The following is a 13482-nucleotide window of genomic DNA, read 5'->3' on the forward strand; positions in this document are numbered from 1 at the left end:
TGGATCTCCCCGTGGAGCGGGTGGACGGAGGCGGGGCGGCCGCCGCGCTGCGGCCGCCCCCGGGACACGAGTCGGGTCAGCCGCCGATGAAGGCGGTGTACTCCTCGGCGCTGAGCAGCTTGTCGGTGGCCTCGACGCGGACCTTGAACAGCCAGGCGCCCTCGAAGGCCTCCGCGTTCACCAGCGCCGGGTCGTCGATGACGGCCTGGTTGACCTCGGTGACCTCGCCGGTGGCGGGGGAGAACAGGTCGCTGACCGACTTGGTGGACTCGAGCTCGCCACAGGTCTCACCCGCGGTGACGGTGTCGCCGACCTCCGGGAGCTGGACGTACACGATGTCGCCGAGGGCGTCGGCGGCGTGGGCGGTGATGCCGACGGTCGCGACGGCGCCCACCTCAGCGGTGGTCAGCCACTCGTGCTCCTCGGTGTACTGCAGGTGCGTGGGGTTGCTCATGACGTCATTCTCCAGGATCGCAAGAGGGTAGGGCGGAGCCGTCCGCTGAGCGGACCGGGCAGTGAAGGGGGAGGAGGCTCAGCGGGCGCGCTTGTAGAACGGCAGCGCCACGACCTCGACCGGCTCGTGCTTGCCGCGCACGTCCACCGCGACCGCGGTGCCCGGCTCGGCGTGCGCGGCGTCCACGTACGCGATGGCGATCGGCTTGCCCAGGGTGGGGGAGGGCGAGCCGGAGGTGATGGTGCCGATCGGGGTGCCGTCGCCGGCGACCACGGTGTACTCGGCGCGCGGGACGCGCTTGCCGTCCGACACCAGGCCGACCAGCTTGCGCGGCGGGTTGGCCTCGGCCTGGGCGGCGGCGGCCTCCAGCGCCTTGCGGCCGACGAACTCGCCGCCGTTGGTGGTCTTGTCGAAGCGGACGACCCGGCCGAGGCCGGCGTCGAACGGGGTCAGCTCGGTGGTCAGCTCGTGGCCGTACAGCGGCATGCCGGCCTCCAGGCGCAGCGTGTCGCGGCAGGACAGGCCGCACGGCACCAGGCCCTTGTCGGCGCCGGCCTCGGTGAGGGCGGTCCACAGGTGCGCGGCGTCGGCCGGGGCGCAGAAGATCTCGAAGCCGTCCTCGCCGGTGTAGCCGGTGCGGGCCAGCCAGACGTCCTTGCCGGCCACGGTGGCGGGCAGCAGGGCGTAGTACTTGAGGCCGGGCAGGTCGGCGTCGGTGACCGAGCCGAGGATGCCGTTGGCCTCCGGGCCCTGGACGGCGATCAGCGCGTAGGCGTCGCGGTCGTCGCGGACCTGGACGTCGAAGCCCTCGGTGCGGGCGGCCAGCGCGTCCAGCACCACCTGGGCGTTGGAGGCGTTGGCGACCACCATGTACTCGTTCTCGGCGGTCCGGTAGACGATCAGGTCGTCCAGGATGCCGCCGTCCTCGCGGCAGATCATGGTGTAGCGGGCGCGCAGCACGCCGAGCGCCGAGATGAAGCCGACCAGCGCGTGGTCCAGGAACTCGCCGGCCTGCGGACCGGAGACGGTGATCTCGCCCATGTGCGAGAGGTCGAAGAGGCCGGCCTTCGTGCGGACCGCGAGGTGCTCCTCGCGCTCGCTGCCGTAGCGCAGCGGCATGTCCCAGCCGGCGAAGTCGGTCATGGTGGCACCGAGCGACCGGTGCAGAGCGTCGAGCGCGGTGAGGCGGAGGGACATGACGGCAGGGCTCCTTGGCTGCATATGGGCATGCGGGGGTGGAGTCTCCCCGTCTGTCGTCACAACCTGAGAGCTTCACCGCATCCAAGGATGGCGGCTTGCACCGTGGGTGGGCGCACGGCGCGGCCGTGTCCACTTTCCAGATGTGCCTCGCCCGTGCGGTATGGGTGCCTGAGAGATTCCGGGGAGGACTTGCTCCTTCGGCGCCGGTCGCGCCCCCGACAGGGGCGTTCCGGCTCTCCCGCGCGGGTTCGAGCGGCCAGTATGAAGTTCGGCGCGCACATCATGGCATGCCCGGCGCCCGATGGGGGAGTGCACCCCGGCGGATACGCTTCTCGCAGCAGTGGATCTGAAGGGGTGGACCGATGGATTTCCCGGTGGGTGAGGCTCCGCAGGGCGGCGCGTGGCCGGCCAACGAGCTGGAGCAGGTGCTCACCGCGGCGCTCGGCGATCCGGGGGCGACGCCCCGGGTGGTCGAGGTGCTGGGCCGCAGCCAGGTGTGGATCCCGCTGCCGGCGGGCGCGGACCCGCAGGGCGAGTCGCTGGACCTGCCGACCATCGAGCTGGCCGGTGCGCCGTACGTCCCGGTGTTCTCCTCGCAGGAGGTGTTCCTGCAGCACGCGCCCGGCATGGCCTTCGCGGTCGCCCCGATGTGGGAGTTCGCCCGCGGCCTGCCGCTGGGCATCGGCATCGCGGTCAACCCGGAGGCCCCGGTGGGCATCCCGGTGCCGCCGGAGGGCGTGGGCGAGCTGCGCCGCGGCCCGCAGGGCGACCGCTGGGCGGCCGAGGGGGTCCAGGAGGGGGCCCGGGTGGCGCTCAAGGAGCCCGAGCCGCACCAGGAGCCGTTCGCCTTCCTGGCCGCCGTGACCACCGAACTCACCGCGATCCCGGGCGTGCTGACGGCGCGTCGGGCGCTGGCCCGGGTGGAGGGCGAGCCGACCCTGCTGTACGTCGGCGTCCAGCTGGACCCGGCGCTGCCGGCCGACCCCGCGGAGGTCAACCAGGCGCTCGGCCGGGCGCTGGGAACCGCCGCCCCGGCCTGGCGCGTCAACCTGGTGCTGTTGGACCTGGTCGCCGACCCGGTGGTCGAGTGGCTGCTGACCCGGGTGCAGCCGTTCTACGTCCGGCAATGACGGGGCGGCGGCGGTGACCGGCCAGTAGGGGGACGGCGGCATGACGAGTGTCCGGCCCGCCCCATAGGGTTGGCCCGACACCGCAGGGCGGACGGAAGAGGGCGACGTGACGGGAGCAGCCGGCGACCCGGGCGCGATCGAGCGCGCCCTCAGAGAGGTCGCACCGGAGCGCTGGGCGGCGTACGAGACGCTGCTGCGGGCGCTCGCCGAGGGCAGGGTCTGGATGCTGCTCTGGCACGGCACGCCCGGCAGCCCGGACGCCCAGTACGGGAACATGGAGATCGGCGGGATGGGGTACGCCCCGTGCGTCACCTCGCCCGAGCAGTTGGCGGCCAGCGGCTGGTCCCGCGGCCACGAGGTGATCTCCGGCCTGGAGATCGCCAACGCGCTGTACCGCACCCGCTGGGGCCTGTGGCTGGACCCGCACCGCCCGGGCGGCGGCGTCGGCATCCCCTGGGCGGACCTGCGCCGGGTCGCGGTCGGCCTGGACCGGCTGCCGGCCGGCCCGCTGCGGATCTCCGAGCCCCAGCTGCCGGCCCCGGCGTTCTACGCGGTGCTGCAGCAGCAGGCCGGCGAGGTCCGCCCGCTGCGCTCGCTGCGGGTGGCCTGGGTGCAGCCGGCCCTGGGCGAGCCCTACCTGGCGGTCGGGCTGGACCTGTACGACACCTCGCCGCCGTCGATCGAGGCCGCCCGGGCCCTGGTGCTGCGCGCGGCCGCGCAGGCGCCGGACGTGCCGGCGGTGTCGACCGTGATGCTGGCGGACGAGTTCGACCCGGTCGCGATGTGGATGTGGGCCCACGGGCGCCCGGTGTTCGACCGGGGCGCGCAGTACGGCGGCGCGCCGGGCCAGGCCGGGCACCCGCAGTCGCACGCCGGTTTCGGTTACTCAGCGCCACCGCAGCAGGCGCCCGCGCCGGGCTGGCCGCAGCAGCCGTGGCCGGGTTATCCGGGCCGCTGAAAAACCTTCGTACACCCCCGCATTGACCTTTTGTCAGGTCGGCGGGGGTTTCTGCTGCCCGGGCCGCCACCTGGCACTTTTCCGCCACTGGCGAGGTCTCGTCAGCGTGCGTCTTGACGGACATGTAACACGTGTGTGAAGAGCGATATACCGCAGCAACGATCGTGCATGCCGCCAGATCACGGTTGGGCATCTCTCCTCGATGGGGGCTGGCGCCCGGTGCTCGCCATGACAGAGAGTGCTGCGCAACCCGCCTGTTGCGCACATCGCACGAACTTCTGCACCGCCGCTAGGTGTTCGGCACCACCGCAATCCGCACAGCACTGCACCGCACCCGTTGCAACCGCTGCGACTCCGTGGGCCGGCCACCGTCGGCGAGGGGAACGAACTGACTCATGACCACACCCACCGAGACCATCGGCGCCGAAGCCGAGCCGGTCGCCGCCGCGGCCAAGCAGATCGAGGGCCGCTCGCTCGGCCGGATCGCCTGGACCCGCTTCAAGCGTGACAAGGCCGCCCTCGCCGGCGGCGTGGTGGTGATCCTGCTGGTGCTGCTCGCGGTGCTGGCCAAGCCGATCGAGGCCGTCTTCGGGCTCGACCCGAACAAGTTCAACCAGGACCTGCTGGACGCCAACCTGGGCGGCATCCCGGCCGGCGACTTCGGCGGGATGAGCTGGAGCCACCCGCTCGGCATCGACGTCCAGTACGGACGCGACATCATGACCCGCATCATCGAGGGCTCCTGGGTGTCGCTGCTGGTCGCCTTCTGCGCCACCGTGCTCTCCAACGTGATCGGCACCGCGCTCGGCATCATCGCCGGCTACTACGGCGGCCGGGTCGACACCGTGATCAGCCGGCTGATGGACATGTTCCTGGCCTTCCCGCTGCTGCTCTTCGCGATCGCCATCTCGGCCTCGCTCAAGGACGGCGCCTTCGGCCTGCACGGCACGCCGCTGCACATCGCGGTGCTGATCTTCGTGATCGGCTTCTTCAACTGGCCGTACATCGGCCGGATCGTCCGCGGCCAGACCCTCTCGCTGCGCGAGCGCGAGTTCGTCTTCGCGGCCCGCAGCCTGGGCGCCCGGACGCCGTTCATCCTGTTCCGGGAGCTGCTCCCGAACCTGGTCGGCCCGATCCTGGTCTACTCGACCCTGCTGATCCCGACCAACATCCTCTTCGAGGCCGGCCTGAGCTTCCTCGGCGTCGGCGTCGAGCCGCCGCAGGCCTCATGGGGCGGCATGCTCGCGGACGCGATCGTGTACTACCAGGTGGACCCGCAGTTCATGCTCGTCCCCGGCCTGGCGATCTTCGTCACGGTGCTCGCCTTCAACCTGCTGGGCGACGGGCTGCGAGACGCCCTCGACCCCAAGAACAACTGACCTCGGGTCAGGTATCCACCGCCACCCTCGCTCCTAACGTCAAGGGGTTGATCTCTCCCATGCGCAGGTCCCGTACCACCGCGCTGACCGCGCTCGCCGCGGCCACCGCCCTGGCCCTCACCGGCTGCTCGAGCAGCAAGGGCGGCAGCGGCGACTCCGGCGGCACCAAGGCCTCCGGTGCCAACGCGGCCACCAAGGCGGTCGTGAACGTCTCGGACAAGAAGGGCGGCACGGTTGTCTACGAGCACTCCGACGTGCCGGACTCCTTCGACCCGGGCAACACGTACTACGCGTACATGTACAACTTCTCGCGCCTGTACGGCCGCCCGCTGACCACCTTCCAGCCGGCCGCCGGCGAGGAGGGCAACAAGCTCGTCCCGGACCTGGCCGAGTCGCTGGGCAAGGTCAGCGCCGACGGTCTGACCTGGACCTACAAGCTGCGGGCGGGCCTGAAGTACGACGACGGCTCCGCGATCACCTCCAAGGACGTCAAGTACGCGGTCGAGCGCTCCAACTTCGCGCCGGACGTGCTGTCCAACGGCCCGACCTACTTCCACGACCTCCTGGTGGACAACCCGGAGCCGTACCAGGGCCCGTACAAGGACAAGACCGGCGACCTGAAGTCGATCGAGACCCCGGACGACACCACCATCGTCTTCCACCTGAAGCAGCCGTTCGCGGACTTCGACTACCTGGTCTCCGCCCCGCAGACCGTGCCGGTCCCGCAGGCCAAGGACACCGGTGCGGACTACGTGAAGCACATCGTGTCCTCCGGCAGCTACAAGTTCGAGAGCTACGAGGACGGCAAGGAGGTCGTGCTCGTCCAGAACACCAACTGGGACGCCAAGACCGACCCGATCCGCAAGCAGCTCGCCGACAAGATCCAGGTCAAGCTGAAGATCGCGCAGGCGACCATCGACCAGGACCTGCTGGCCGGCAACGCCCAGGTCGACCTGGCCGGCAAGGGCGTCGACCCGCAGACCCAGGCCAAGATCCTGCTCGACCCGAAGCTCAAGGAGTCGACCGACAACGCCTACGGCGGCCGTCTGGTCTACACCGCGATCAACACCAAGGTCGCGCCGTTCGACAACATCGAGTGCCGCAAGGCCGTCCAGTACGCGATCGACAAGGTCTCGGTGCAGACCGCGATCGGCGGCCCGATCCGCGGTGACATCGCCTCCACCGTGCTGCCCCCGGACATCCCGGGCCACCAGGACTTCAACCTCTACGAGACCGCCGGCAACAAGGGCGACGAGGCCAAGGCCAAGGAGGCCCTGAAGGCCTGCGGCAAGCCGGAGGGCTTCAAGACCAACATCATGGCCCGCCAGGACCGCTCGACCGAGGTCGCCTCGGCCACCGCGATCCAGGCGGCCCTGAAGAAGGTCGGCATCGAGGTCGAGATCCAGCAGTTCCCGCAGGGCAAGTACTTCTCGGACTTCGCCGGTGTCCCGGCGTACACCCAGGAGCACAACACCGGTCTGATCATGATGCAGTGGGGCGCCGACTGGCCGACCGGCTACGGCTTCCTGCAGCAGGTCGTCGACGGTGACGCCATCAAGAAGTCCGGCAACACCAACCTCTCGCAGCTGAACGACCCCGCGATCAACAAGCTGCTGGACGACGCGATCACCAACCCGGACCGGGCCGCCCGCGAGAAGATCTACGGCGACATCGACAAGAAGACCATGGAGGCCGCGGTCATCGTCCCGCTGACCTACTACAAGGTCTTCCTCTACCGCCCGGCCGGCGCCAGCAACCTGGGCTCCACCCCCGCCTTCTCGGGTCAGTACGACTACCTGAACATCGGTCTCACCAAGTAACTCCTGGCTCCAGACCCTGGCTCCACACCCCTGAAGGCAGGTGAAGGCAGCGGCGCCCGCCTCCGACCCGGACACCCCGGGCGGAGGCGGGCCGCCGCGGCCGCACAACTATGCTCGCCTACATCATCCGAAGGATCGCCGCAGCCGTCCTGCTGCTGCTGGTGGTCAGCGCGATCACCTTCGCGATCTTCTTCGTGCTCCCGGCCCTGGCCGGTGAGACCACCGACCAGCTGGCCGCCCAGTACGTCGGCAAGAACCCGAGCGCCGAGGCGATCGCCGCAGTCAAGCAGAACCTCGGCTTCGACCAGCCGCTCTACGTCCAGTACGGGCGTTTCCTCAAGGGCCTGGTCAGCGGCGCCGAGTACCAGTTCGGCCCGGACCCGGTCACCTGCAACGTCCCCTGCTTCGGGTACTCGTTCAAGAACCACGTCGAGGTCTGGCCCGAGATCTCCTCCCGGATCCCGGTGACCTTCTCGCTGGCCATCGGCGCGGCCTTCATCTGGCTGCTCTCCGGTGTCGCCACCGGTGTGGTCTCGGCCCTGCGGCCGCGCTCGTTCTTCGACCGCGCCTCGATGGGCATCGCCCTGGCCGGCGTCTCCGCCCCGATCTTCTTCACCGGCCTGCTGGTGCAGTGGCTGTTCCACTACAAGTGGGTGGTCTTCGACAACATCGAGTACGTCGAGTTCACCGAGGACCCGTTCGCCTGGGCCGGCCACCTGATGCTCGCCTGGATCTCGCTGGCCTTCCTGTACTCCGCGCTCTACGCCCGGCTCACCCGCGCCGGAATGCTGGAGACGATGAGCGAGGACTACATCCGCACCGCCCGGGCCAAGGGCCTGGACGAGAAGAAGGTCGTGGTCCGGCACGGTCTGCGCGCCGCGCTGACCCCGATCATCACCATCTTCGGCATGGACCTCGGCCTGCTGCTCGGCGGCGCCCTGATCACCGAGCAGGTCTTCTCGCTCAAGGGCATCGGCGCCTACGCCGTCCAGGCCATCGGCGAGAACGACCTCCCCAAGGTCCTCGGCGTCACCCTGGTCGCCGCCTTCTTCATCGTCATCTGCAACCTCCTGGTTGACCTCCTGTACGCCGCTGTCGACCCCCGCGTGAGGCTGTCATGATCGAGCCCGAGAAGCCGTCCTCCGGGGCCTTCCTCTCCGTCCGCGACCTGCGGATCCACTTCGACACCGACGACGGCCTGGTCCGCTCGGTGGACGGGGTCAGCTTCGACCTGGAGCGCGGGAAGACCCTCGGCATCGTCGGCGAGTCCGGCTCCGGCAAGTCGGTCACCTCGCTCGGCATCATGGGCCTGCACAACTCCCGGCGGGCCCGGATCACCGGCCAGATCTGGCTCGACGGCGAGGAGCTGATCGCGGCCGGCCCCGAGCGGGTGCGCAAGCTGCGCGGCCGCGAGATGTCGATGATCTTCCAGGACCCGCTGACCGCGATGCACCCGTACTACACGGTCGGTCAGCAGATCGTGGAGGCCTACCGGGTGCACCACCCGGAGGTGAGGAAGAAGGACGCCCGCAAGCGCGCGGTCGAGATGCTCGACCGGGTCGGCATCCCGCAGCCCGACCGCCGGGTGGACGACTTCCCGCACCAGTTCTCCGGCGGCATGCGCCAGCGCGCGATGATCGCCATGGCCCTGGTCAACGACCCCTCGCTGCTGATCGCCGACGAGCCGACCACCGCGCTCGACGTCACCGTCCAGGCCCAGATCCTCGACCTGATCCGGGACCTGCAGCAGGAGTTCGGCTCCGCGGTCATCATCATCACGCACGACCTCGGCGTGGTCGCCGAGCTGGCCGACGACATCCTGGTGATGTACGGCGGCAAGCCGGTCGAGCGCGGCCCCGCGGCCACCCTCTTCGAATCCCCCGAGCACCCCTACACCTGGGGCCTGCTCGGCTCGATGCCCCGGCTCGACCGGGAGCTCCAGGACCGGCTGACCCCGGTCAAGGGCACCCCGCCGAGCCTGATCAACGTGCCGTCCGGCTGCGCCTTCCACCCGCGCTGCCCGTACGCCGAGCTCACCGGCGGGCGGTCCACCAGCGAGCTGCCGGTGCTGGCCGAGGCCGCGCCCCGGCACCACGCCGCCTGCCACCTGCCGATCGCCGAACGCCACCGGATCTTCACCGAAGAGATCGCGCCCCGGCTGTGAGCACGTACCACCCACTTGGAGACAACCGATGACGGACAGCCAGACGGCGGCCGAGCCCGTGAAGGTGCCCGCACCCGCGCCCGCCTCCGACCGCGAGCCGCTGCTCCGGGTCACCGGCCTGACCCGGCACTTCCCGGTGACCAAGGGCCTGCTCAAGCGCCAGGTGGCCGCCGTCCGCGCGGTCGACGGGATCGACTTCACCGTCAACGCCGGTGAGACCCTCGGCGTGGTGGGCGAGTCCGGCTGCGGCAAGTCCACCATGGGCCGCCTGGTCACCCGGCTCGACGAGCCGACCGGCGGGAAGATCGAGTTCGAGGGCGTGGACATCACCCACCTCGGCGCCGGAGCGATGCGGCCGCTGCGCCGCGACATCCAGATGATCTTCCAGGACCCGTACTCCTCGCTGAACCCCCGGCACACCATCGGCACCATCGTCGGCGCGCCCTTCCGCCTGCAGAAGGTCGCCACCGAGGGCGGCGTCAAGAAGGCCGTCCAGGAGCTCCTGGAGCTCTGCGGCCTCAGCCCCGAGCACTACAACCGCTACCCGCACGAGTTCTCCGGCGGCCAGCGCCAGCGCATCGGCATCGCCCGGGCGCTCGCCCTCAAGCCCAAGATGATCGTCGCGGACGAGCCGGTCTCGGCGCTGGACGTCTCGATCCAGGCGCAGGTGGTCAACCTGCTCGACGACCTGCAGAAGGAACTCGGGCTGACCTACCTGATCATCGCCCACGACCTCTCGGTGGTCCGGCACGTCTCGGACCGGGTCGCGGTGATGTACCTCGGCAAGATCGTCGAGATCGCCGACCGGGACTCGCTCTACGCGAAGCCCATGCACCCGTACACCACCGCGCTGATGTCCGCGGTGCCGGTGCCGGACCCGCGGCGCAAGGAGCAGCGCGAGCGGATCCTGCTCAAGGGCGACGTGCCCTCGCCGCTCAACCCGCCGTCCGGCTGCCGCTTCCGCACCCGCTGCTGGAAGGCCCAGGACATCTGTGCCACCCAGGAGCCGCAGCTCACCGCGGCGAAGGTCGGCCACCAGGTGGCCTGCCACTTCCCCGAGCGCAGCGAGGGGAACTGAGGCGGAGCCCGGAGAACAGCGACTGAGTAGCCTCGACTCCGGCACGGCCTTCCGAGGCTGGAGAGAGTTGCATGGAGTTCACCGAGTTCGAGCGACGCGGCTGGGCGCTGCGCAGCGGCACCTATGACAGCGGGTTCGGGGCGATGACCGCGGCGCTGCACCCACGGCTGCTCGACGCCGTGGGTGCCGCCGCCGGCACCCGGCTGCTGGAGGTCGGCTGCGGGACGGGACGGCTCGCGGCGCTGGCCCACGGCCGGGGCGCCGAGGTGACCGCCACCGACGCCGTCCCGGAGATGGTGGCGGAGGCGGCCGTCGCGCTGCCCGGTGTCCGGGTGCGGGAGGCCGCGCTGCCCGGCCTCCCCTTCCCCGACGGCGGGTTCGACGCCGCGGTGGGCGCGTTCGTGGTCAACCACGTGCCCGATCCGCCGGCCGCCGTCGCCGACCTGCACCGGGTGCTGGCCGCCGGCGGCCGGGTCGCGCTGTCCTGCTGGGACGCCCCGGCCCGCAACCGGGCGCAGGGGATCTTCTTCGACGCGGTCGCCGAGACCGGCGCGGCCGGCCCCGGCGACCTGCCGAGCAGTTCGCCGTTCGCCCCGTACGCCACCGCGGAGGGCCTGGCCGGCCTGCTCACCGCGGCCGGCTTCACCGAGGTCGAGGTCGAGCCGGTCACCTGGACGCACCGGGTCGACCCGCAGCGGTGGTGGCAGGACGTGCTCTCCGGGACGGTCCTGACCTCCTCCCTGATCGAGAGCCGGCCCCCGGCCGTCGTCGAGCGGATCCGCGCCGCCTACCACCGCCTGGCGGCCGCCCACCCCGACGGCCTGCCGGTGGCCGCCCTGCTGGCCTCCGGCACCCGCCCCTGACCGGACGGGCCGCGAACCCGCGCCCGGTGACGGGCCTGCCCCAGCCGGGCTTTAGCCCGACTGCGGCAAGCCTGTCCTTCGTCCGGCGGAGCCCGGCGGCGCCGGTGTTGCCGCCGGGCGGGGCGGCTGCCTTGACTGGACGGTGTTCCCGGCTCCGTTCGAGGGGTGGCAGAGATGCTCTCGGCCCGCAGTCTGTTCATGGAGATCCACGACGACGACCAGGCCTTCCGCCTGTTCTGCTCGATCGCGGCGAAGGGCGAGGACCAGGGCGGCTGGGAGAACGGCCGGATCGCCAAGCTGGTCCCGGACCAGGTGCTGGCCCCCAAGGTCGCCCGGCACGGCGCCGACGAGGACAAGCACGGCCGGATCTTCAAGGCGCTGCTGCACAAGCGCGAGCTGGAGACCGTCGAGGTCCCGGACGACACCGACTACACGATGATCCTGGAGCGCCAGGGGATCGGCCTGGCGCACAGCCGGCTGCGCCGCGACGAGATGCTCTCCGAACAGGACGTGATCACCTACCTCGCGCACAGCCGGGTCACCGAGCAGCGGGCGTCCGAGCAGATGCTGCTGCTGAAGAAGGTCTTCGGTGACCACCCGGAGATCGGCCGCGCGGTGCGGATGATCTCCAACGACGAGGACAACCACCTGGCCTTCTGCCACGAGGAGCTGTTGCGCCTGGCCGCCGAGGGCCACGGGCGGACCATCCTCGACACCCTGAACGAGACCGCCCGGGCGGAGGTCCGCACCTACCGGGACGTCAGCCTGGCGGTGATGCAGCACATGGGCGAGCTGCTGCGCTGGCCGAAGGCCAAGTCGGCGGCGCTGGCGGCCGGCATCCACGGCGTCCACCTCTACGAGCGGCTCGGTGGCTGGCGGCGGATGACCCGGCTGTCGATGCCCGAGCGGCTGAACGCGCTGGGTGGACCGGCACCGCACGAGACCTTTGCCTAGCCTATGATTCACAGCCGTATCGGCAACCCAGCCTGCGTCTCGCAGGGGAAGCTCGGCAAGTGACCTCAGAGATCTTTCCGCACGGGGTCCAGCAGACGCTGGACCTCGTCGGCATCTTCGTCTTCGCGCTCTCCGGCGGCCTGCTCGCGGTCCGCAAGAACATGGACATCTTCGGCATCTGCGTGCTGGCCGAGGCGACCGCGCTCGGCGGCGGCGTCCTGCGCGACCTGGTGATCGGCGCCACCCCGGTCGCCGCCTTCACCAACCTCGGCTACTTCGTCACCCCGCTCGCCGCCGGGGTGGTGGTGTTCTTCCTGCACCCGGAGGTCGAGCGGATCAACCTCGCCGTGCAGACCCTGGACGCGGCCGGCCTCGGCCTGTTCTGCGTCACCGGCACCATCAAGGCGCACGACTACGGCCTCGGCTCGGTCTCCTCGGTCGCCTGCGGCATGCTCACCGCCGCCGGCGGCGGCGTGGTCCGCGACGTGCTCGCCACCGAACCCCCCTCGCTGCTGCGCTGGGACCGGGAGATCTACGCCGTCCCCGCCCTGATCGGCTCGGCCGTGGTCGCGATCCTGATCGCCACCGGGAGCCTCACCCCGCTGAGCGCCTCGCTCGCCGCCGTCACCGCCTTCGTCACCCGGCTGCTCGCCCTCAAGTACGGCTGGCGCGCACCTCGTGCTTGGCACCGCAACGGTTCTCGCACCAGCGAGGAGTAGGCGAGCCGCCGTAGGCCAGCGAGATCGCCTCGACCGTGCACAGCAGCTCCGGCAGCAGCCGGCTCAGCTCGGTCGCGCTCGCCACCCGGACCGGCGCCGAGATCGAGCACGCGGCGATCGCGCTGCCGTCCGTCCCGGCGATCGGCGCCGAGATGCAGTTCACCGCCTCCTGGTACTCCTCCTCGTCCACCGCCCAGCCCCGGCGCTGAACCTCGGTCAGCTCCGCCTTGAACTCCTCCTCGGTGCGCGCCGCCCGCCGGGTCAGGACCGGGAAGCCCTGCTCCGCCAGCGCCGCCGCCAGCCGCTCCGCCGGCAGGCCCGCCAGCAGCACCTTGCCCGCCGCCGTCGCCACCACCGGGGCGCGCCGGCCGATCCGGCTCGCGTCGCCCAGCCAGGTCCCCGCCGTCTCCGGGTAGCGGGCCTCCACCTTGTCCAGGTAGAGCACCTCGCCCTCCTCCAGCACCGACAGGTGCACGGTGTGGCCGTAGCGCTCGTTCAGGGAGGCCAGGTACGGCGCGGCGACCTGGCGGATGTCGATGCCCTCCAGCGCCTGGTGCGCCAGCGAGAACATCCGCCCGCCCAGCCGGTACCGGTGGTCCGCCTGCCGGGTCACGAAGCCGTGTTCCTGCAGCGTCCGCAGCAGCCGCAGCGCCGTCGACTTGTGCACCCCGATCCGGGCCGCCGCCTGCTCCAGCGAGGCCGGCCCGTCACCCAACGACGCGAGGATGGTCAGCGCCCGGTCGACCGTCTGTGACACCGTCGC

13 protein-coding genes and 1 riboswitch are annotated in these 13482 nt (G+C 71.0%); of the genes, 10 read left to right on the forward strand and 3 right to left on the reverse strand.

Going from position 1 to position 13482, the window contains the following annotated elements; all coding sequences use genetic code 11:
- Window positions 1–76 precede the first annotated feature (76 nt).
- Window positions 77–454 carry a glycine cleavage system protein GcvH gene (gene gcvH, locus ABEB06_RS24495; protein ID WP_345699045.1) on the reverse strand — a complete coding sequence of 126 codons (378 nt, stop codon included), beginning with the start codon at window positions 452–454 and terminating at the stop codon, window positions 77–79.
- Between the two features lie 78 nt (window positions 455–532).
- Window positions 533–1651: a glycine cleavage system aminomethyltransferase GcvT gene (gene gcvT / locus ABEB06_RS24500; protein WP_345699046.1), complete on the reverse strand. Its 1119-nt coding sequence runs from the start codon at window positions 1649–1651 to the stop codon at window positions 533–535.
- Window positions 1652–1800: 149 nt separating this feature from the next.
- A riboswitch (glycine riboswitch) is annotated at window positions 1801–1905 on the reverse strand.
- 123 nt (window positions 1906–2028) lie between these two features.
- Here gcvT and ABEB06_RS24505 point away from each other — a divergent pair.
- The 10 genes from ABEB06_RS24505 to ABEB06_RS24550 all read left to right on the forward strand — a co-directional run bounded on the left by ABEB06_RS24505 (window position 2029) and on the right by ABEB06_RS24550 (window position 12719).
- A complete protein-coding gene (locus ABEB06_RS24505) occupies window positions 2029–2784 on the forward strand; it encodes an enhanced serine sensitivity protein SseB (protein ID WP_345699047.1) in 756 nt (251 codons plus the stop codon).
- A 106-nt stretch (window positions 2785–2890) separates the two neighbouring features.
- Window positions 2891–3742 carry an enhanced serine sensitivity protein SseB C-terminal domain-containing protein gene (locus ABEB06_RS24510; protein ID WP_345699048.1) on the forward strand — a complete coding sequence of 284 codons (852 nt, stop codon included), beginning with the start codon at window positions 2891–2893 and terminating at the stop codon, window positions 3740–3742.
- A 395-nt stretch (window positions 3743–4137) separates the two neighbouring features.
- Complete coding sequence (locus tag ABEB06_RS24515; protein ID WP_345699049.1) at window positions 4138–5121, forward strand: ABC transporter permease; 984 nt, start codon at window positions 4138–4140, stop codon at window positions 5119–5121.
- Between the two features lie 59 nt (window positions 5122–5180).
- Window positions 5181–6941, forward strand: a complete 1761-nt coding sequence (locus ABEB06_RS24520) for an ABC transporter substrate-binding protein (RefSeq protein WP_345699050.1) — start codon at window positions 5181–5183, stop codon at window positions 6939–6941.
- A gap of 110 nt (window positions 6942–7051) precedes the next feature.
- On the forward strand, window positions 7052–8062 hold the full coding sequence (locus tag ABEB06_RS24525) for an ABC transporter permease (protein ID WP_345699051.1): 1011 nt from the start codon (window positions 7052–7054) through the stop codon (window positions 8060–8062).
- The gene (locus ABEB06_RS24530) at window positions 8059–9105 is read left to right on the forward strand and encodes an ABC transporter ATP-binding protein (RefSeq protein ID WP_345699052.1); all 1047 of its coding nucleotides are present in this window, start codon (window positions 8059–8061) and stop codon (window positions 9103–9105) included. The genes ABEB06_RS24525 and ABEB06_RS24530 overlap by 4 nt, the downstream gene beginning before the upstream one ends.
- Window positions 9106–9133: 28 nt before the next feature.
- Entirely contained in the window at window positions 9134–10183 is a 1050-nt protein-coding gene (locus ABEB06_RS24535) for an ABC transporter ATP-binding protein (protein WP_345699053.1), read from the forward strand.
- Window positions 10184–10254: 71 nt separating this feature from the next.
- Window positions 10255–11046 carry a class I SAM-dependent methyltransferase gene (locus ABEB06_RS24540; RefSeq protein WP_345699054.1) on the forward strand — a complete coding sequence of 264 codons (792 nt, stop codon included), beginning with the start codon at window positions 10255–10257 and terminating at the stop codon, window positions 11044–11046.
- 174 nt (window positions 11047–11220) lie between these two features.
- Complete coding sequence (locus ABEB06_RS24545; protein WP_345701971.1) at window positions 11221–12000, forward strand: ferritin-like domain-containing protein; 780 nt, start codon at window positions 11221–11223, stop codon at window positions 11998–12000.
- 59 nt (window positions 12001–12059) lie between these two features.
- Window positions 12060–12719 (forward strand): trimeric intracellular cation channel family protein, encoded by a 660-nt coding sequence (locus tag ABEB06_RS24550; RefSeq protein ID WP_345699055.1) that lies wholly within the window; start codon window positions 12060–12062, stop codon window positions 12717–12719.
- On the opposite strand, the gene ABEB06_RS24555 is transcribed toward ABEB06_RS24550, so the two are convergent.
- A complete protein-coding gene (locus ABEB06_RS24555) occupies window positions 12655–13476 on the reverse strand; it encodes an IclR family transcriptional regulator (protein WP_345699056.1) in 822 nt (273 codons plus the stop codon). The genes ABEB06_RS24550 and ABEB06_RS24555 overlap by 65 nt on opposite strands.
- Window positions 13477–13482: the final 6 nt, after the last annotated feature.

Origin of the sequence: Kitasatospora terrestris, from assembly GCF_039542905.1 — a bacterium.
In the GTDB taxonomy this organism is placed as follows: domain Bacteria; phylum Actinomycetota; class Actinomycetes; order Streptomycetales; family Streptomycetaceae; genus Kitasatospora; species Kitasatospora terrestris.